The sequence below is a fragment of the Pseudomonas sp. YH-1 genome (assembly GCF_051990045.1).
Classification (GTDB): domain Bacteria; phylum Pseudomonadota; class Gammaproteobacteria; order Pseudomonadales; family Pseudomonadaceae; genus Pseudomonas; species Pseudomonas nicosulfuronedens.
The window spans coordinates 6,587,603-6,605,613 of record NZ_CP178184.1 but is presented as its reverse complement, the minus strand read 5'-3'; the positions used below and the strand labels follow the sequence as shown (position 1 = coordinate 6,605,613).

Here is an 18,011-nt window from a genome sequence, read left to right as displayed (position 1 = left end):
AAGTTTCTGAGATACCAAGAAATTTCCGCAGGGCTACCCACTGTTTTCCCTCCCACTGCTTTAGGAAATCCCCTCATGCGACGCGAACCCATCGTGCTGTTCGACGACGGTAAACACCAATGCCTGTGTTTCGACGATCTGGTCAGCGGCGATGGTGTGCAATCCAACCAGTTCCTCATCGTCGACCACGACAAGCGTCTGCTGCTCGATCCGGGCGGCGACCTGACCTACACCCCGCTGTCCCTGGAGCTCTCCAAGCTGTTCCCGCTGCAGGACCTGGACTACATCTTCGCCTCGCACCAGGACCCGGACATCATCGCCGCGCTGGACAAATGGCTGCTGCACACCCGCGCCAAGGTCATCTGCTCCAAGCTCTGGGCGCGCTTCCTGCCGCACCTCACGGCGAGCTACCTGGCAGTCAGCCACGGCATCTCCACCTATGACCGCGTGATCCCCCTGCCGGACCGTGGCGAGTCGGTGCAGTTGGGCCGCTGCCAGCTGAAGATGATCCCCGCGCACTTCCTCCACTCGGTGGGCAACTTCCAGGTCTACGACCCGATCAGCAAGATCCTCTTCTCCGGTGACATGGGCGCCTCGCTGGTGGACGACGCCAGCCCGGTGCAGGACTTCGCCGCCCACGTGCCGCACATGGAAGGCTTCCACCGCCGCTACATGGCCTCGAACAAGGTCGGCCGCCTGTGGGCCAACATGGTTCGTCGCCTGGACATCGAGATGATCGTCCCGCAGCACGGTCGGCCTTTCGTGGGCAAGCCCATGATCGGCGCCTTCCTCGACTGGATCACCGACCTGCAATGCGGCATGGACCTGATGGGGCCGGACGACTACCAGGTGCCACGCTGACAGGCTCCGTGCTGACCGATTGCGCCAATCGTCCTTGATTACGGCACGATCGGCGCTTAATCCGTCATCTTCACCGTGCTAGGGTGCGGGCCGACCTGATAACAAGAGGCCCGCCGATGCCCTTTGCCCCCTTCCGCCCAGCGCTGCGCGCGCTGGCGCTGGCCACCTGCCTGCTCAGCAGCCACGCCCACGGTACCGAAACCTGGCCCGAAGCCGATTGGCCTCACGGCGCCACGCCCAGCGGCGCCGCCGTGCAGGCGTTCGAGAACTACACCTTCCCTACCCGCGATGACGGCACCCGCAAGGGAGTGCGCACCGACGCCGTGGTGGTCATCCGTGACGGCCAGCTGATCTACGAGCGCTACGCCGGCCCGACCCGTGCCGAAACTCCGCACCTGGCCTGGTCGATGAGCAAGAGCGTGATGGCCAGCGTGCTTGGCGTGGCCTTCGGCGAGGGCAAGTTCCAGCTCGACGACCCAGTCGCCCAGCATTACCCGGCCTTCGCCGACCACCCTGACATCAAGATGCGCGACCTGCTGCACTGGGCGTCGGGCCTGGCCTGGCAGGAAGAGTACGAGTACGCACCGGTGCGTTCCTCGGTGGTGGCGATGCTCTACACCCGTGGCCGCGATGACATGGCCAAGTTCACCGCCGGCTTTCCCGCCGACGCTGAGCCGGGCAAGCGCTTCCGCTACTCCAGCGGCGACAGCAACGTGCTCTCCGCCACGCTCAAGCAAATGGTCGGCAAGGACTACGCGAACTACCCCTGGACCGCGCTGTTCGAGCCGCTGGGCATCCAGTCCGCGGTCTGGGAACGTGACGCCAGCGGCACCTTCGTCGGCTCCTCTTACGCCTACATGACCGCTCGCGACCTGGCTCGCATCGGCCTGCTGATGGAACGCGGCGGACGCTGGAAGGACCGCCAGCTATTGCCACAGGACTGGCTGAAGTTCGTCCTCGCGCCGTTCCCGGAGTACCAGCCTGATCCGAAGAAGCCCAACGAAGCGGTGCCCGGCGGGCAGTGGTGGCTCAACCGCCCGGTGGCCGGCGCGCCCGCGCCCTGGCCGGATGCGCCCGAGGACACCTTCGCCGCCCTCGGCCACTGGGGCCAGGCGCTGTATGTGATTCCCGAACAGAAGCTGGTGATCGTCCGCTACGCCGACGACCGCGACGGCAGCTACCAGCACGACGCCTTCCTCAAGCTTGCCCAGGCGGCCTTCGCCCACGGGGAGGTGCAGCCATGATCCGCCGTCATCCGATCCTCACCGCCCTGGTCCTGCTGTTGCTTGCCCTGGTGACCACGGCCTGGCAGAACCGCCTCCACCTCGCGGCCTTCCCCGGCATCATCGGCGCCTACACCGCCAAGGAGTACTGCTCCTGCCGCTACGTTATGGGGAACTCGGCGGACTATTGCCAGGCCTATACCAAGCAGTACGTGCCGACCAGCGCCTTCCTCGACGACGAAGCGCGCAAGCGGGTAACCGCCCGCGGCCTCGGCAGTACCCAGACAGCCGCCTGGCTCGGTGCGCGCGAGGGATGCCAACTGATGCCCCAGGCGGACGATTTGCCCGAATCGGGCAGCCACTGACGGGCGCGTTCCACGGAGCGGGGCGACCCGCTTCGGAGGATCAATGCATTCTTTTGTAACAGGAGCTGTGTGCGCGTTGCTGGTGCTGGCCAGCCCCCTGGCGCTGGCCGAATGGCAGCTGGACGGCGACACCTCGCGGATCAGCTTCGTCTCGGTCAAGCGCGGCAAGATGGCGGAGGTGCAGCGCTTCGACCGCCTCTCCGGGCAGATCGACGACCAGGGCGCGGTGCGCGTGGTGGTGCCGCTGGAGTCCATCGACAGCGGCCTGGCGCTGCGCGACGAGCGCATGCGCAATTCCTTCTTCGAGATCGAACGTTTTCCCGAGGCCATCATCAGCAGCCAGCTGGACCTGAGTCGTTACGAGGACCTGCAGGCCGGCCAGTCGCGCCAGGAAACCGTGGACTTCAACCTCGACCTGCACGGCCAGCAGCGCCGACTCAAATCCGAGGTACTGGTCAGCCGCCCCAGCGAGACCCGCATCGAAGTGACGACCCTGGAGCCGCTGGTGCTCAAGCTGATCGACTTCGATCTGGAAGAGAAGCTGGAGCCGCTCAAGGCAGTCGCCAACGTCCCCTCCATCACCCCCGAAGTGCCGGTGTTCGCGGTGCTGGGGTTCAGCCAGGTGATCAAGCAGGCGCCGTGATACCTGGCGGCGCAGCCCGCGATTCGCCGGGGCGCCAGCTCTGGGCAGGTTCGCGAGCAAGCTCGCTCCTACAGGGCGGATGCTCTTCGTAGGAGCGAGCTTGCTCGCGAATCGCACGGCACGAAATCAACCACGAGAGATGCCCGCTCTAGGCTCGCGCTGCGATGGCCGGGAGGTCGGAGTGGAAGCGAAAGCCGGAGCCCACGCTGCAACTGGAAGCGCCGATGACCACGAAGGTGAGCAGCAGGATGGTTTTCATGGCGATTCTCCTGTCATTCAGGATTGGACAGCCTCCAGTCTAGGCCGCACCGGCCGATGCGCACCGAAGGTGAGGAAGCTGCCCGCCGCGAACAGCCAGGCGCTGATCCCGCCGTAGCCGAGCACCCAGCCGAAGCCCTGAACCAGCGCCGCGCGGGCACCGTCCGGATCGTCCGTGCCCAATCGGCCGCTGGCAATGCTCGCCGCCAGTTGCAGCTTCTCACCACCGTCCGTGCCGTGGAGTGCGGCGGCGACGCCCCAGAGCAGGATCAGCCCCATCACCGCAATGTTGATCGCCAGGGAAATCATCCGTGCGCTCATGTCGATGCCCGAGGCCATGCCGGCGCGAGTGGCGGGAACCGCGGCGGTGGAGGTGTTGGTCACCGTGGTATTGGTCAGCCCCAGCCCGATGCCGGCCAGCATGCAGCCGGGCAGCAGGGTCAGCCAACTGGCGTGGTCCACGGCGCTGCCCCAGAGCATCAGGAAGAAGCCGGCGCCGATCACGAACATCCCGCACGGAATCACCCAGCCGGGCTGGAAGCGATGCGCCAGGCGCTCGGCGATCGGCGGCACCACCAGTGTCGGCAGGGTATAGGCGAGCAGCGACCAGCCGGCCTTCACATCGTCGTAGCCGAGCACCCCGTGGTAGTACACCGGCAGGTAGATCATCAGCGGCCAGAAGCTCACGTTCATGCCCGCCGAGGCAAACATCGCGCCGGAGAAGGCGCGGATGCGCAGTACCGAGAAGTCGAACATCGGGTGGGCGACACGGCGCTCGATGAGGACGAAGGCGATCAGGCTGGCGAAGCTGAGCAGCAGGATCGCCAGCGCGGCAGGGCTGACGAAGCCCAGGTCGGCGCCCTGGGTGATGTAGAACACCGTGCCGAGTACGGCCAGCGACAGCGTCAGCATGCCGCCGATGTCCAATCGCTCGGCTTGCGGATCACGCGATTCCACCGCGCCGTACTGCGCCAGCGCCAGGGTCAGCAGGGCAAGTGGGCCGTGGACCAGGAACACCCACTGCCAGCTGGCCAGGGCGACGATGGCGCTGCCGACGATTGGCCCGAAGCCCAGGCCGATGCCAAACACCACGCCCCAGGCGGCGAAGGCTCGCACGCGCTCGGCCGGGTCGCTGAACTGGCTGGTGAGCACGGCCACCTGGCAGATCAGCATGACCCCGCCGGCCGCGCCTTGCAGGAAGCGCCCGGTGATCATGGTCGGCATGTCGCTGGCCAATCCGCAGAGCAGTGAGGTGACGCCAAACAGCGCCAGGCTGATGACGAACAGACGCTTGCGGCCGAAGCGATCGGCCAGCGTACCGGCGGCCATCAGCACGCTGGTGACGGCGATGGTGTAGGCGTTCATCACCCATTGCAGGTCCTGGAAGTCGCCGTGCAGCACGCGCTCCAGCGCCGGCAGGCTGGCCGGCACGCTGGAGATTTCCAGGCCGAACATCATCGAGGACAGACACACCGCCGCCAGGGCGATGAGGTTTCGGGGATTGCTGTTTCGGGGATTGCGCAGGGCAGTCATGGGGTGGGCTCCATAGAACGAACCACCATTGTCGAAAAGAACAGGGTTCCCCATTGGCTCCATTTCGTCCCATCATTGAGTCTTCTCAGGATTCAAAGAGCAGGCCGATGGATGACCGACTCGATGGCATCGCCACCTTCGTCCAGGTGGTCGATGCCGGCAGCTTTGCCCTCGCGGCGGAGCGCCTGAACCTCACGCGCTCGGCAGTAGGCAAGGCCATCGCCCGGCTGGAGGCGCGCCTTGGCGTACGTCTGCTGCAACGCACCACGCGCAGCCAGAACCTCACCGATGACGGCCAGGTGTTCTACGACAGTTGCGTACGCGCGCTGGCCGAGTTGGACGCTGCGCACACCGCGCTGGAAGGCGGGCGGATGGAACCGCGTGGGCGCTTGCGGGTCAGCGTGCCGATCTCCTTTGGCCACCTTTGCGTGGTGCCGCTGATGCTGGCGCTGGCGCGGCAGCACCCGTCGCTGAAGATCGACCTGTCGTTCACCGACCGCCGTGTCGACCTGGTGGAAGAAGGCTTCGACCTCGCCGTGCGCATTGGCCCGCTGAGCGATAGCACCACCCTCGCTGCGCGCAAGCTGGGTGTCCAGTACACCAGCATCGGCGCGGCGCCTTCCTATATCGCCGAAAATGGCATGCCCGAGGCGCTGGACGATCTCGCCGGTCACTCGGCCATCAGCTATTCGGTCGCTGGCGTCACCTCGCCCTGGGACCTGCGCGACGACGACGGCCAGGCGAAGCGCATCGACATCGACCCGCAGCTGAGCATGGACGACCTGCAGGCCATCACCGCCGCCGCTGTGGCCGGTTTCGGCCTGGCGCGCCTGCCGTCCTGGCTGCTGGCGCGGCACATGAAGTTGGGTGAGCTGGTGGTGGTGAAGGGCCGCTGCAACCTGCCGCCGCTGGAGATCCACGCGGTGTGGCCCAAGACCCGCTACATGCCGTCGAAGATTCGTTGCGCCATCGATGCGCTGGTCGCCGGAATTCCCACGCTGCTGGCCGACTGAACCATTGGCGCCACTGCCTGCCCAATGGGCTCGCCGGTCGGTCGGTTTGCAAGCCGACGGCGGGCCGCTATCGTTGGCCGTTGATCCGTCCGTTTTTCATGTAAGGGATTTCATGCGCTCGCTGTTTGCCTTCCTCTTCGCGGCTTGCTTCGCCGCTTCCGCCCAGGCTGCCTGGTACCTCGACTACGAGTCCTCGCGGCTGACCTTCGTCACCACCAAGAACGCCGATATCGCCGAGGTGAACCGCTTCCTGGTGATGCACGGCAAGGTGGAGGAGCAGGGGCAGGTGGAGCTGCGCATCGAGATGGATTCGGTCAGCACCGGTATCCCTCTGCGCGATGAGCGTCTGCGCGACAAGCTGTTCGACACCGAGAAATTCCCCGAGGCGCGCATCACCTCGCGCATCGACCTGCGCCCCATCACCGATCTCGCCAGCGGCGTGCAGCTGGAGACGCGCCTGCCGCTGCGTCTGGAGCTCAATGGCCAGGCGAAGGACTACCGCACCGACGTGCTGATCACCCGCCTGGACGAGCACCGCTTCCAGGTGGTGACCCTCTCGCCGCTGGTGATCAACGCCGCCGACTTCGGCCTCGCGCCGGGTGTGGCACAGCTGCGCAAACTGGCCGGGCTGAAGAGCATCGGCCTGTCGGTGCCGGTGGGCGCCGTGCTGATCTTCGCCTCGCGGTGAGCGGCCCGATCTTCCCCTGGCGGACGGGCAACCGTTTCGCCCTGCTCTGCGATGGCGAGCGCTTCTTCCCGCGCATGTTCGCCGCCATCGACAGCGCCGAGCGGCAGATCGAACTGGAGCTTTACCTGGTGGAAAGCGGCAGCTGCGCCGAGGCGTTGCTCGACAGGCTGCTGGCTGCCCTGGGGCGCGGCGTGAAGGTGCGCTGCCTGTTCGACGCCTTCGGCAGCCTGAAACTCTCCAGCGCCTGGACGCGCCAGTTGCTGGAGGCAGGCGGCGAGCTGCGCCACTACAACCCGCTGAACTGGAAGGCCGGCATCCGCAACCTGTACCGCGACCACCGCAAGCTGCTGCTGGTGGACGAGCGCATCGCCTATGTCGGCGGCACTGGCGCCACCGACGAGTTCTGGTCCGCGCGGGAGAACCGCAGCGACTGGCACGAAGTGATGGTGGAGTTGACCGGCAATATCGTCGCCGACTGGCAGCGCCTGTTCGAGCGCCAGTGGAATGCCTGCCTCGGCGTGCGCGCCTGGAAGCCCCGCGAGGAAGTCCTGCTGAGCCGCCTGCCACCGATCCCCAACTACGGTGAGGGCCTGGCGCGGGTCGCCTACGCGGACGCCGGCCAGCACCGCGACATCCTCCAGGCGCTGGTGCGTTCGCTGCGTGGCGCGCACCAGCGCGTGTGGCTGGCAACGCCGTATTTCCTGCCGACCTGGAAGGTCCGCCGCGCGCTGCGCAAGGCGGCCCTGCGCGGCGTCGACGTACGCCTGCTGCTCACCGGGCGCCTCACCGACCACGCGCCGGTGCGCTACGCTGGTCAGCGCTATTATCCGAGCCTGCTGCGCGCCGGCGTGAAGATCTTCGAATACCAGCCGCGCTTTCTTCATCTGAAGATGGTACTGGTCGATGACTGGGTCAGCGTCGGCTCCTGCAACTTCGATCATTGGAACCTTCGGTTCAATCTGGAGGCCAATGTAGAAGCGTTCGATCCGCAGTTCACCGCGGCGGTGGCCGACTGCCTGGCCGCCGACTTTGCGCAGAGCCGCGAGATCGACCTGGGTTTCTGGCGCGCTCGCCCCTGGTGGAAACGCCTGCGCGAGCGCCTGTGGGGCTCGCTGGACCGACTGGTGGTGAACTTCCTCGACCGCCGCCGATGATGTCGCTGGGCTGTCTGTCGAGTAGGAGAGCGGTGTGGAGAAGATTCAGAAGGAACGTTTCATCGGGCTGGAATGGCTGCGCTTCCTGATGGGCCTTTATGTGGTGATCTACCACACGCTGCACAGTTACCCGGCGGAGCAGAAATTCGCCGGCCTCGATGACCTCACCGCCCTCGGTTTTTTCGCCACCAGTACCTTCTTCGTGCTCTCCGGTTTCCTGCTCTGCCACGTCTACGTCACCGACGGGCACCTGCGCGAGAGCCCGCGCAGCTTCTTCACCAAGCGCCTGTCCAACCTCTACCCGCTGCACATCTTCTCGATCCTGCTGACCATCGCCGTGCTGCTGGTGGTGAGCGGGCTGGGTATCGGCCCGGACGTGGACCAGGCGACGCCGCGCTTTGTCATCTACGACACCAACGAGGCTATCGGCCGTCTGCAACCGGAGCTGTTCCACCACTGGATGAGCGACCGCGAGCTGCTGTTCAACAGCATTCTCCAGCTGACCATGCTGCAGGCCTGGAACCCCTATTACCTGACCTTCAACGCGCCGCTCTGGTCGCTGTCGACGCTGTTCTTCTTCTACCTCTGCTTCCCCTTCGTCGCGCCACGCCTGGCGCGGGCGAAGAACAAGTGGCGCTGGTTGCTGGCGCTGTGGGTGCTCTACCTGATCCCGCCGATCCTGGTGGTCGCCAGCGAGCAGTACGGCATGCCCTGGACCGGCCTGCTGCACCGCAACCCGCTGCTGCGCTTGCCGGAGTTCCTCAGCGGCATCCTCGCCTACGGGCTGTTCCGCGAGTACAAGGACGCCGGCCGCCTGCCGGGACGAGGGACGCTGGTGGCGATGGGCGCCTTCGTGCTGGGCAACTTCCTGGTCGCCGATTACCTCTACACCCACGGCGCCAAGTTCTGGTACTTCCTGCTGCACAACGGTCTGCTGCTGCCGGCACAGCTGATGCTGGTATACATGAGTGCGTTGCCGCGCGATCCACGGAGCAGTCTGATCCGCCACTGGTCGCCGCGATTGGGGGCCGCCTCGTTGTCACTGTTCGCCCTGCACGTACCACTGTTTACCCTGTTCTCGCGCACCGAGAAGCTGATCCGCGCACCGGGCGATTGCCTGGCCGACTGGGCGTTCTGCGTCGAGTCGGCGACCCATCAGCAGTTGTCGATCTGGCTGTACCCGCTGTTCCTGCTGTTCATGGTCACCAGCTGCGTGCTGGTGCAGGAGCGCTGCGTGGTGCCGGTACGCAAATGGCTGGTACGCCACCTGCTGCCGGCGCCGCCCGCACCGCCAGCCGCGCGGCGACGAGTGGTTACCGAGTCGTAATCCATCGTTGGGCTGTTCGCGAGCAAGCTCGCTCCTACAGGTCGCGCTCTTCGTAGGAGCGAGCTTGCTCGCGAACCAGATACTGCGCCGCCCCTCGCCGCATCTGCCGACCTGCGCTGCTCGTGCTAGGTTTTCTGCAGCGCCGCCGCTGCGGCCCATTGCGGAAGAAAACCACCATGCCCGTCGAAATCCGCCTACTCAGCGGCGAAGCCCTTCGCCCGTTCATCGATGATCTGGCGCGACTGCGCATCAGCGTGTTCCGCGAGTATCCGTACCTCTACGACGGCAGCCCGGAATATGAAGCCGGGTACCTCGACAGCCACGTGCGCTCGGCCTGGAGCCTGTGCGTACTGGTGATCGACGAGGGCCGGGTCGTAGGAGCTTCGACCGGGCTGCCGCTGCTGGACGAGGCTGAGGTTTTCCAGCGGCCGTTCCTGACGCAGGGCTGGAACCCGGAGCGAATCTTCTACTTTGGCGAGTCGGTGGTTCTGCCCGAGTACCGCCACGCCGATCTCGACCTGCGCTTCTTCGAGGAACGCGAGCGCTTTGTGCGTGGGCTGGATCGCTTCGACTGGTGTGCCTTCTGCGCCCTTCGGCGGCCGCCGGAGCATTCCGCGCGACCTGTCGGCTACCGCTCGCCGGACGCCTTCTGGCTGCAGCGCGGTTTCACTCCGCAACCCTCCCTGCAGACCGAATACCACTGGCGCGATATCGGCGAGCAGCGGGAGACTGCCAAGTCGATGATGTTCTGGCTCAAGGAACTGACCTGACGGGCGTCGGTGGTCCAGACGCCGGATCAAGGGCGGTTCGCGCTGCCGACCTGGGCATGGCCGAGAAGTGATCGACCCGGACTTTCGACGGGTGGCAAGGCGCGAAGCGCTGGTTATGCTCCGGGGATAACATAAGAGGGACTTTCCATGCTCCGAGTGGCCCTGTGCGCCTTTCTCCTGATGCTCGCCGGTTGCAGCTCGCCCGGTGCGTTCTTCGGCGCGGTGGACGGGCCGCCGTTCGGCGCGCTGCCTGCGGATGCGCAGCAGGCCACGGTGTACCTCTACCGGCCGCAGAACCAGTGGTCCGACGAAGAGCTGGAAGCGCCCGGGCTGTTCATCAACAACGAATTGATCGGCAGCCTGCCGAGCAACGGCTACTTCGCCCTGAGCTTCGCCCCCGGCAGTTATCCGCTGCAGATGCGCCGACCGCTGCTGGGCAGCTTCTGGACCTTCTTCGCCGGCGGCAGCCTGGACTTCACCCTGATCGCCGGCTTCACCCTGGAAGCCCGCGCCGGTGAGGTCTACTACCTGCGCTACGACGAGACCCATACGCCGCCCAAGTACGAGCACACCGCTGGCCAGGGCGCCGGCCCGCTGCAACTGGTGGGCAAGGAGCTGGGCTCGCGGGAAATCCCCGCCACGCGGCAGGTGCAGGAGCCGGTGAGCATCGCCGCCAGCGGCAAGGAAGTCGAAGGGCCGGGCTTCTTCGAGCGCATCGGGCTCTGAGGTCAAGCGGTTGTCGGGACGCCCGCGGTAGCCGGATTCTACTCTTGCCTGGCTAAGGAATATTCGGCCTCCGCTTTGGGAATCCGTGCGATTTCGGGGTTCTGTCGACGGCAGAAGAATCGTGACTCCACTTTCAGGGAGTCACGCGATGGAACAAGCCGACAACAACAAGATCGGGGTGGTGGCAGCCACCCTGATGGTGGCGGGAAACATGATGGGCTCGGGCGTGTTCATGCTCCCGGCCAACCTTGCTACCACCGGAGGTATCGCCCTCTATGGCTGGTTCATCACCATTGTCGGCGCCGTGTCGCTGGCGCTCGTGTTCGCCAAGCTATCGGCCATCGACCCCGCCGCCGGAGGGCCGTACGCCTACACCAAGAAGTCCTTCGGCAACTACATGGGCTACCAGACCAACCTGATCTACTGGTTGGCCAACGTGGTGGGCAACGTCGGCCTGGCTGTCGCCGGGCTGGGCTACCTGTCTCATTTCTTCCCCAGCCTCAAGGACCCGCTGGTGTCGGCGATGGCCCAGATCGCGGTGATCTGGTTCTTCACCTACGCCAACATCCTCGGCCCTTCGGTGGTGGGCAAGCTCCAGTCTTTCACCACGGTCTTTGCCCTGTGCCCCATCATCGGCATGGCCTTGCTGGGATGGTTCTGGTTCAGCGGTGACATCTACGAAGCGGGCTGGAACGTCTCCGGCAAGAGCGGCTTCGAGGCGGTGGGTTCGACGCTCAACTACACGCTATGGGCGTTCATCGGCGTTGAAAGCGCCTCGGTGTCTGCGGGCGTAGTGCGGGATCCGGCGCGCAACGTGCCTATCGCTACGGTTGGCGGCGTGCTGATCGCGGCTGTCTGCTACGTGCTCAGCTCCACGGCGATCATGGGCATGATCCCGAACAAGGATCTTCTCGCTTCCAGCGCGCCATTCGCCGATGCCGCGCGCTTGGCGCTGGGGGATACCGCCGCCAACGTCGTGGCGCTCTGCGCGGCGATCGGCTGCCTCGGGTCGCTGGCCGGCTGGACGCTGCTGGTCGGACAGACGGCCAAGGCAGCGGCGGATGACGGCCTGTTCGGCAAGGTCTTCGCCAAGGTCAACGCCAAGGGGGTGCCGTCGGCGGGTTTGGCCATCGTTGCGGCGATCATGAGCATCCAGGTGCTGGCGACCATGTCGCCCACCGCCAGTGAACAGTTCGGCAAGATCGCTTCCATCGCGGTGATCATGACCTTGCTGCCGTACATCTATTCGGCCATCGCCATCAAGGTGATGGGCTACAAGAAGATGCCCGCCAGGCAGTACGGCTTCTACACCTTCGTCGGCATCATCGCGGCCATCTACAGCCTGTGGGCGATGGTCGGCTCCGATGGCGAGCAGACGCGCTGGTCGCTGATCTTCGTGGTCTCCACGATCATCTTCTACGAGCTGTCGATCAACAGCATGCGCGCCGTCGAGGAGACCGGCATCCATCCGGGCGGCGTCTCGCCGGGCTGGATCCGCTTCGGCACCCTGGCATTGACCATCATCGCGCTGGTGGCGATGTTCTGGGTCTCGGTCGGCCGCCACGACAACCTCAACCTGCGCCCGCGGGTGCCGCAACCGGTGGCTGGCGTTCCTGCCGTCGCTGCCGCACCGGCCGCCACTGTACTCCCCTCCCATTGATCCCTTCGCCTGCACGCGCCTTCTCCGATGGCGCTGAAGGCGGGGCAGGCGCCTGCCTGGCTGGCGGCGCGGGAGCCGCCAGCCGATTCTAGGAGTTCCCATGTCTGAGTCCGTTACCAAGAACACGCTGGATATCGTGGTCCTGATGGCCCATGAGTCGCTGGAACAGGCCACTTCAGCAGGGCGAGCCGTGCGCGCGCTGGTCCAGGACCTCGAGCGGCGCGGAGTGGTTGTGCTGATTGCCGCGAGTGCCGACGATGCTCGTGCCGTCATCGATTCGAATCCCGCGCTGCAATGTGTGCTGTTGAACTGGGAGCTGCCTGGTGGTGCGCTGCCGGTGCTGGATACGCTGCGCCAGCGGCATGCCCAGTTGCCGGTCTTCCTCATGGCGTCGCGCGGTGACGCCGCTTCCATCGACCTCAAGGCGCTGCGCCAGTCGGACGACTTCATCTGGCTGCTGGAAGACACCACTGACTTCATTGGCGGTCGCATTACCGCCGCCGTCGAACGCTATCGCGAGGCGGTGCTGCCACCGATGTTCAAGGCGCTGATGAAGTTCTCCCGTGTCTACGAATACTCCTGGCACACGCCGGGCCATACCGGCGGCACGGGGTTCCTCAAGGCACCGGCCGGGCGCGCCTTCTTCGACTTCTTCGGCGAGGAGTTGCTGCGCTCGGAACTGTCGATCTCTGTCGGCGACCTGGGCTCGCTGCTCGACCACAGCGGTCCCATCGGTGAGAGCGAGCGCTATGCCGCACGGGTGTTCGGCGCCCACCGCAGCTACCACGTTACCAATGGTTCCTCGACCTCCAATCGGGTCATCCTCATGGCCAGCGTCACCCGCGACCAGATCGCCCTGTGCGATCGCAATTGCCACAAGTCGGCGGAGCATGCGATGACAATGTCGGGGGCGATCCCGACTTACCTGGTGCCGTCGCGCAATCACCTCGGCCTGATCGGCCCGATCCTGCCGGAACGCCTGACCGCGGTGGCGGTGAAGCGCCAGGTTGCCGATAACGCATTGGCACATCCGGGCATCGATCCCACGCCGCGCCACGCGATCATCACCAACTCCACCTACGACGGTCTCTGCTACAACGTGGCGCGGGTAGAGGAACTGCTCGGGCAGAGTGTCGACCGCCTGCACTTCGACGAAGCCTGGTACGGCTATGCGCGCTTCAACCCGATCTACCACAAGCGGCATGCCATGCACGGTGATCCCGCCGAGCACACGGCAGACCGTCCCACGGTGTTCGCCACCCAGTCCACCCACAAGCTGCTGGCGGCCTTGTCCCAGGCCTCGTTCATTCATGTGCGCGACGGGCGCAATCCGGTGGAGCACGCGCGGTTCAACGAGTCGTTCATGATGCATGCTTCCACCTCGCCGCAGTACGCGATCATCGCCTCCAACGATGTGTCGGCGGCGATGATGGACGGGCAGGGTGGGGTGGCGCTGACCACTGATGCTATCCGCGAGGCGGTAGCGTTTCGCCGCTTGCTGGCGCGCCTGAGCAATGACTTTGCCGAGCAGGGCGACTGGTTCTTCGACGCCTGGCAGCCCGATGAGGTACGCGATCCGAAAACGGGCCGCAAGGTGCCGTTCTTCGAGGCGGACGAGGAGCTGCTGGTCAGCGATCCGCAGTGCTGGACCCTGGCGCCGGGAGCGCAATGGCATGGTTTCGGCGAGATCGAGGACGGCTACTGCATGCTTGATCCGATCAAGGTCTCGGTGGTGACACCCGGTGTTGCACCGGGTGGTGGGCTGATGCCGGTGGGCATACCTGCCGCAGTCCTCACGGCCTATCTGGCGCAGCAGGGCATCGTGGTCGAGAAAACCACCGACTTCACCCTGCTGTTCCTCTTCTCCATCGGCGTCACCAAGGGCAAGTGGGGCACGCTGGTGAATGCGCTGCTGGGATTCAAGCGTGACTACGACGCCAACCTCCCGCTGTCGCGCGCGCTGCCGCAGTTGGTCACGAGTTGGCCGGGACGCTACGGCGACATGGGGCTCAAGGACCTCTGTGACCGGATGTTCGAATCCATGGCGGAGTTGCAGACCACCACGCTGATGGGGCAGGCGTTCTCGTTGCTACCCGAGCCACGGCTGACGCCTACCGCCGCCTATGAACAACTGGTGAAGAACAACATCGAACGGCTGACCCTGGAGGAAATGAGTGGTCGCACTGTCGCAACGGGTGTGGTGCCCTATCCGCCGGGTATTCCGCTGTTGATGCCGGGAGAGAATGCCGGCCCAGGCAGCGGCCCGGTACTGGGTTACCTGAAGGCGCTGGAAGCCTTCGACCGGTATTTCCCTGGCTTTGCCCACGATACCCATGGCGTCGAGGTCGAGGACGGTCTGTACCGTATCGCTTGCCTCAAGGACTGACGGGCAAAGGTAGCCAGCCGACGGCGGAATGTGCTTCCCCGTCGGCTTTTTCCTGTCTGGGTGTCCATTAACTGGGGTATGAGATGAACTCATAGCTCCTTGAGTTTTAATGGTTACCGGGCCGATTTGGCCTGGTGCTAAAAATCGTCGCACCAGCTCATCGACAACAACAAAGAGCGACGCGACATGATCACTTTCCTGCTTTCCCCGTCCTCGATCCGTCCTCCGTATTCCGGCCTGTCCGGTGCCTTCGTGCATCCCTCCGACTCGCCCGTCGATTCCTGATTCCCCAGCGACTTTCTCCCGGCACTCTCCGCCGGTTTTGCCATGGGCCGCGCATGCAGGCCCAGGCTTTCTTACACCCCCACGGTTCCATGAGGTACCCCATGAAAAAGCTCGACCTGTACATCGGTGAAGGTTTCGAAGGCCCCGGCGTCAACGCCGCGCACATCAACATCCTGCTCGGCCCGCGCAACGGCCCGGCCGGCCAGGCCTTCGCCGGCAGCCTCGCTTCGCCCAGCCAGGGGCACTGCCCGTTCATGGTGATTGCCCAGCCGAACATCCCGGTCAAACCCATGACCCTTTACGTGAACAAGGCCGAGATCAACGGTGACCTGCACGCCAACGCCACCTGGGGCGCGTCCCAGGCCGGCATCGCCAAGGCCGTCACCGAGGCCCTGCTGGACGGCACCCTGCCGCCGGAAGCCGAGGACGAGTGGGCCATCGTCACCGCCAACTGGGTCAACCCGAGCTGCGACGACCTCGATGCCGTCTACCTGAACAACTACAACGCCTGTCGCACCGCGATCCGCGCGGCGCTGAGCTGCAGGCCCGAGCGCGCGCAGTTGGCCGACGTGGTCAATGCCATCGCCAATCCCTTCTACACCCCCAAGGCCTGAGGTCCGCACCATGGAATACATCCGTCTCGGCCACTCCGGCCTGCAGGTTTCCAAGCTGTGCCTGGGTACCATGAACATGGGCACCCCCGACTGGAAGCCGTGGATCTTCGACGAGCAGAAAAGCGAGCCGATCGTGAAGCACGCGCTGGATGCCGGGGTGAACTTCATCGACCTCGCCGACTTCTACTCGGCCGGCGTCGGCGAGGAAGTGGTCTGCCGCATCCTCAAGCGCCTGGTGCGCCGCGAAGACGTGGTGATCACCACCAAGGTCGGCTACGGAACTCGTCCCGGCATCAACGCCAGTGGCCATTCGCGCAAGCACATCATGGATGGCATCGATGCCTCCCTGAAGCGCATGGGCATGGATTACGTCGATATCTACATGCTGCACTTCTATGACGTGAACACCCCGGTGGAAGAGGTGATGGGCGCGCTGAACGACATCGTTCGCGCCGGCAAGGCCCGCTACATCGGCGTCTCCACCATGCTCACCGGCCAGCTGGCGAAGATCCTCATGGCCTGCGAGCGCAACGGCTGGGTCAAGCCGATCAACATGCAGCTGCAGCTCAACTGCGCCTACCGCGAGGAAGAGCGCGAGATGATCCCGTTCTGCCGCGATCAGGGCCTCGGCGTCTCGGTGTTCAGCCCGCTGGCGCGGGGCCTGCTGACCGGCGACGCGAACTCCACGCGCAACCAGACCGACTTCTTCACCCAGCAGATGTATGCCGACGAGGCCTCCTTCGAGATCGCCCGCTCCGTGCAGCGGGTGGCCCAGCGCCGCGGGGTGTCCAACGCGCAGATCGCCCAGGCCTGGGTCCTGCAGCATTCGGGCGTGGATTGCATGCTGGTCGGCGCCGACACCACCGCGCAATTCGACAGTGCCCTGGCTGCGCTGGAGACCCGCCTGGACGACGAGGAGATCTACGAACTGGAACGCAACTACACGCCCTGCGACGTGATCAACGACTACACCGCCGGTAAACGCATCCTGCGTGTTGCTCGCCCCATGCATGAAGCTTTCTCGCTGACGGAGGCGGTGGCATGAGCGAGCTGCTGAGAACTGGCCACTACATCGACGGCCAATGGGTGAATGGCGGTACGACCTACCCGGTACGCAACCCGGCCACAGGCGCGCTGATTGTCGACGTGGCCCGTGGTGGTGCCGAGGAAACCAATGCCGCCATCGCCGCCGCCGAACGCGCGTTGCCGGCCTGGCGCGTGTTGACTGCCAAGGAACGCAGCGCGCGCATCCGCCGCTGGGGCGAACTGATGCTGCAGCGCCAGGATGACCTGGCGCGCCTGCTCAGCACCGAGCAGGGCAAGCCACTGGCCGAGGCCAAGGGCGAAGTGGCCTACGCGGCAAGCTTCCTCGAGTGGTTCGCCGAGGAAGCCAAGCGTGTGTATGGCGACGTGATCCCCTCGCACAAGGGCGATGCACGCATCGTGGTAATCAAGCAGGCGATCGGTGTGGTTGCCGCGATCACGCCGTGGAACTTTCCGCTGGCGATGGTCACCCGCAAGGTCGGCCCGGCGCTGGCGGCTGGTTGCACGATGATTCTCAAACCTTCGGAAGAAACGCCACTGTCCGCCTTCGCCCTCGCGGTGCTGGCGGAGGAGGCGGGCATTCCGGCTGGCGTGTTCAACATCGTTTCCGGCGATGCGCCAGCTATCGGCGGCGCCATCCAGGCGTCTGGCGCAGTGCGCAAACTGTCCTTCACCGGTTCGACCCGCACCGGCAAGCTGCTGATGCGCCAGGCAGCGGAGACACTGAAAAAGGTCTCGCTGGAGCTGGGCGGCAACGCCCCCTTCATCGTTTTCGACGACGCCGATATCGATGCCGCCGTGCGCGGCGCCATGGCCTCGAAGTTTCGCAACACCGGGCAAACCTGTGTTTGCGTGAACCGCTTCTATATCCAGGACGGGGTGTACGACGCGTTCGTTTCTCGCCTCACCGATGCTGTACGCGCCATGCGCGTGGGCAATGCGCTGGAAGGCGAGACCGAGCAGGGCCCGCTGATCAACGAAGCGGCGCTGGCCAAGGTTGAGCAGCACGTCGGCGATGCCCTGGAGAAGGGCGCGAAGCTGCTGTGCGGCGGCCGTCGTCATTCGTTGGGCGGCACGTTCTACGAGCCAACGGTACTGGCCGAGGCGAGTCCGAGAATGCTGATTGCCAGCGAGGAAACCTTTGGCCCTGTCGCTGCCTGTTTCCGATTCCGCGACGAGCCTGAAGTCCTGGGTCTGGCGAACGATACGCCCTACGGTCTTTCCGCCTATTTCTACAGCCGTGACATTGGCCGCGTCTGGCGCATGGCCGAAGGCCTGGAAGCCGGCATGGTCGGCATCAACGAAGGAATCATCTCCACCGAGGTGGCGCCCTTTGGCGGCATCAAGGAATCGGGCCTGGGCCGTGAGGGTTCCAGGTACGGCATCGAGGACTACGTGGAGATCAAGTACCTGCTCATGGGCGGCCTGTCCGCCTGACGCCCCACCCAAGGAGTTCTGCCT

The 18,011-nt window shown here is 65.2% G+C and carries 16 protein-coding genes; 15 read left to right on the top strand and 1 reads right to left on the bottom strand.

Annotated features, from left to right (window positions below; genetic code table 11):
* The first annotated feature begins 75 nt into the window (after positions 1-75).
* The 4 genes from ACKI1H_RS30635 (at position 76) to ACKI1H_RS30620 (ending at position 3,092) form a co-directional block, all read left to right on the top strand.
* A complete protein-coding gene (locus ACKI1H_RS30635; RefSeq protein ID WP_440467279.1) occupies positions 76-861 on the top strand; it encodes an MBL fold metallo-hydrolase in 786 nt (261 codons plus the stop codon).
* A 116-nt stretch (positions 862-977) separates the two neighbouring features.
* Positions 978-2,105 carry a serine hydrolase domain-containing protein gene (locus tag ACKI1H_RS30630; protein ID WP_138522286.1) on the top strand — a complete coding sequence of 376 codons (1,128 nt, stop codon included), beginning with the start codon at positions 978-980 and terminating at the stop codon, positions 2,103-2,105.
* Positions 2,102-2,449, top strand: a complete 348-nt coding sequence (locus ACKI1H_RS30625) for an amidase (RefSeq protein ID WP_440467278.1) — start codon at positions 2,102-2,104, stop codon at positions 2,447-2,449. The genes ACKI1H_RS30630 and ACKI1H_RS30625 overlap by 4 nt, the downstream gene beginning before the upstream one ends.
* Positions 2,450-2,492: 43 nt before the next feature.
* Positions 2,493-3,092 (top strand): YceI family protein, encoded by a 600-nt coding sequence (locus ACKI1H_RS30620; protein WP_138522282.1) that lies wholly within the window; start codon positions 2,493-2,495, stop codon positions 3,090-3,092.
* A 276-nt stretch (positions 3,093-3,368) separates the two neighbouring features.
* Here the strand turns inward: ACKI1H_RS30620 and ACKI1H_RS30615 are convergent, their stop codons facing one another.
* Positions 3,369-4,883 carry an MFS transporter gene (locus ACKI1H_RS30615; protein ID WP_440467277.1) on the bottom strand — a complete coding sequence of 505 codons (1,515 nt, stop codon included), beginning with the start codon at positions 4,881-4,883 and terminating at the stop codon, positions 3,369-3,371.
* A 107-nt stretch (positions 4,884-4,990) separates the two neighbouring features.
* On the opposite strand from ACKI1H_RS30615, the gene ACKI1H_RS30610 reads away from it, so the two are divergent.
* The 11 genes from ACKI1H_RS30610 to ACKI1H_RS30560 all read left to right on the top strand — a co-directional run bounded on the left by ACKI1H_RS30610 (position 4,991) and on the right by ACKI1H_RS30560 (position 17,987).
* The gene (locus ACKI1H_RS30610; RefSeq protein ID WP_440467276.1) at positions 4,991-5,896 is read left to right on the top strand and encodes a LysR substrate-binding domain-containing protein; all 906 of its coding nucleotides are present in this window, start codon (positions 4,991-4,993) and stop codon (positions 5,894-5,896) included.
* Positions 5,897-6,008: 112 nt separating this feature from the next.
* Positions 6,009-6,584: a YceI family protein gene (locus ACKI1H_RS30605; protein ID WP_138522276.1), complete on the top strand. Its 576-nt coding sequence runs from the start codon at positions 6,009-6,011 to the stop codon at positions 6,582-6,584.
* The gene (locus tag ACKI1H_RS30600) at positions 6,581-7,738 is read left to right on the top strand and encodes a phospholipase D-like domain-containing protein (protein ID WP_440467275.1); all 1,158 of its coding nucleotides are present in this window, start codon (positions 6,581-6,583) and stop codon (positions 7,736-7,738) included. Before ACKI1H_RS30605 ends, ACKI1H_RS30600 begins: the two co-directional genes overlap by 4 nt.
* Positions 7,739-7,772: 34 nt before the next feature.
* Positions 7,773-9,065 carry an acyltransferase family protein gene (locus tag ACKI1H_RS30595; protein ID WP_440467274.1) on the top strand — a complete coding sequence of 431 codons (1,293 nt, stop codon included), beginning with the start codon at positions 7,773-7,775 and terminating at the stop codon, positions 9,063-9,065.
* Between the two features lie 176 nt (positions 9,066-9,241).
* Positions 9,242-9,835, top strand: coding sequence for a GNAT family acetyltransferase (locus ACKI1H_RS30590; protein WP_440467273.1), 594 nt, complete (start codon positions 9,242-9,244; stop codon positions 9,833-9,835).
* Between the two features lie 147 nt (positions 9,836-9,982).
* On the top strand, positions 9,983-10,561 hold the full coding sequence (locus ACKI1H_RS30585) for a DUF2846 domain-containing protein (RefSeq protein WP_440467272.1): 579 nt from the start codon (positions 9,983-9,985) through the stop codon (positions 10,559-10,561).
* Positions 10,562-10,709: 148 nt separating this feature from the next.
* Positions 10,710-12,221 carry an arginine/agmatine antiporter gene (gene adiC, locus ACKI1H_RS30580; protein ID WP_440467271.1) on the top strand — a complete coding sequence of 504 codons (1,512 nt, stop codon included), beginning with the start codon at positions 10,710-10,712 and terminating at the stop codon, positions 12,219-12,221.
* Positions 12,222-12,321: 100 nt separating this feature from the next.
* Positions 12,322-14,607, top strand: coding sequence for an Orn/Lys/Arg decarboxylase N-terminal domain-containing protein (locus ACKI1H_RS30575; RefSeq protein WP_440467270.1), 2,286 nt, complete (start codon positions 12,322-12,324; stop codon positions 14,605-14,607).
* 386 nt (positions 14,608-14,993) lie between these two features.
* Positions 14,994-15,506, top strand: coding sequence for a formaldehyde-activating enzyme (gene fae / locus ACKI1H_RS30570; RefSeq protein WP_138522264.1), 513 nt, complete (start codon positions 14,994-14,996; stop codon positions 15,504-15,506).
* Positions 15,507-15,516: 10 nt separating this feature from the next.
* Positions 15,517-16,551 carry an aldo/keto reductase gene (locus ACKI1H_RS30565; RefSeq protein WP_138522262.1) on the top strand — a complete coding sequence of 345 codons (1,035 nt, stop codon included), beginning with the start codon at positions 15,517-15,519 and terminating at the stop codon, positions 16,549-16,551.
* Positions 16,548-17,987, top strand: a complete 1,440-nt coding sequence (locus tag ACKI1H_RS30560; protein WP_440467269.1) for an NAD-dependent succinate-semialdehyde dehydrogenase — start codon at positions 16,548-16,550, stop codon at positions 17,985-17,987. The genes ACKI1H_RS30565 and ACKI1H_RS30560 overlap by 4 nt, the downstream gene beginning before the upstream one ends.
* The last annotated feature ends 24 nt before the right edge of the window (positions 17,988-18,011 follow it).

Excerpts from the sequence above, each read along its gene's own strand:
- ACKI1H_RS30620 (WP_138522282.1), top strand. The coding sequence starts at position 2,493 with ATGCATTCTTTTGTAACAGGAGCTGTGTGCGCGTTGCTGGTGCTGGCC.
- ACKI1H_RS30635 (WP_440467279.1), top strand. The coding sequence starts at position 76 with ATGCGACGCGAACCCATCGTGCTGTTCGACGACGGTAAACACCAATGC.
- ACKI1H_RS30625 (WP_440467278.1), top strand. The coding sequence starts at position 2,102 with ATGATCCGCCGTCATCCGATCCTCACCGCCCTGGTCCTGCTGTTGCTT.
- ACKI1H_RS30615 (WP_440467277.1), bottom strand. The coding sequence starts at position 4,883 with ATGACTGCCCTGCGCAATCCCCGAAACAGCAATCCCCGAAACCTCATC.
- ACKI1H_RS30585 (WP_440467272.1), top strand. The coding sequence starts at position 9,983 with ATGCTCCGAGTGGCCCTGTGCGCCTTTCTCCTGATGCTCGCCGGTTGC.
- ACKI1H_RS30565 (WP_138522262.1), top strand. The coding sequence starts at position 15,517 with ATGGAATACATCCGTCTCGGCCACTCCGGCCTGCAGGTTTCCAAGCTG.
- ACKI1H_RS30560 (WP_440467269.1), top strand. The coding sequence starts at position 16,548 with ATGAGCGAGCTGCTGAGAACTGGCCACTACATCGACGGCCAATGGGTG.
- fae (WP_138522264.1), top strand. The coding sequence starts at position 14,994 with ATGAAAAAGCTCGACCTGTACATCGGTGAAGGTTTCGAAGGCCCCGGC.
- ACKI1H_RS30630 (WP_138522286.1), top strand. The coding sequence starts at position 978 with ATGCCCTTTGCCCCCTTCCGCCCAGCGCTGCGCGCGCTGGCGCTGGCC.
- adiC (WP_440467271.1), top strand. The coding sequence starts at position 10,710 with ATGGAACAAGCCGACAACAACAAGATCGGGGTGGTGGCAGCCACCCTG.
- ACKI1H_RS30610 (WP_440467276.1), top strand. The coding sequence starts at position 4,991 with ATGGATGACCGACTCGATGGCATCGCCACCTTCGTCCAGGTGGTCGAT.
- ACKI1H_RS30590 (WP_440467273.1), top strand. The coding sequence starts at position 9,242 with ATGCCCGTCGAAATCCGCCTACTCAGCGGCGAAGCCCTTCGCCCGTTC.
- ACKI1H_RS30605 (WP_138522276.1), top strand. The coding sequence starts at position 6,009 with ATGCGCTCGCTGTTTGCCTTCCTCTTCGCGGCTTGCTTCGCCGCTTCC.
- ACKI1H_RS30575 (WP_440467270.1), top strand. The coding sequence starts at position 12,322 with ATGTCTGAGTCCGTTACCAAGAACACGCTGGATATCGTGGTCCTGATG.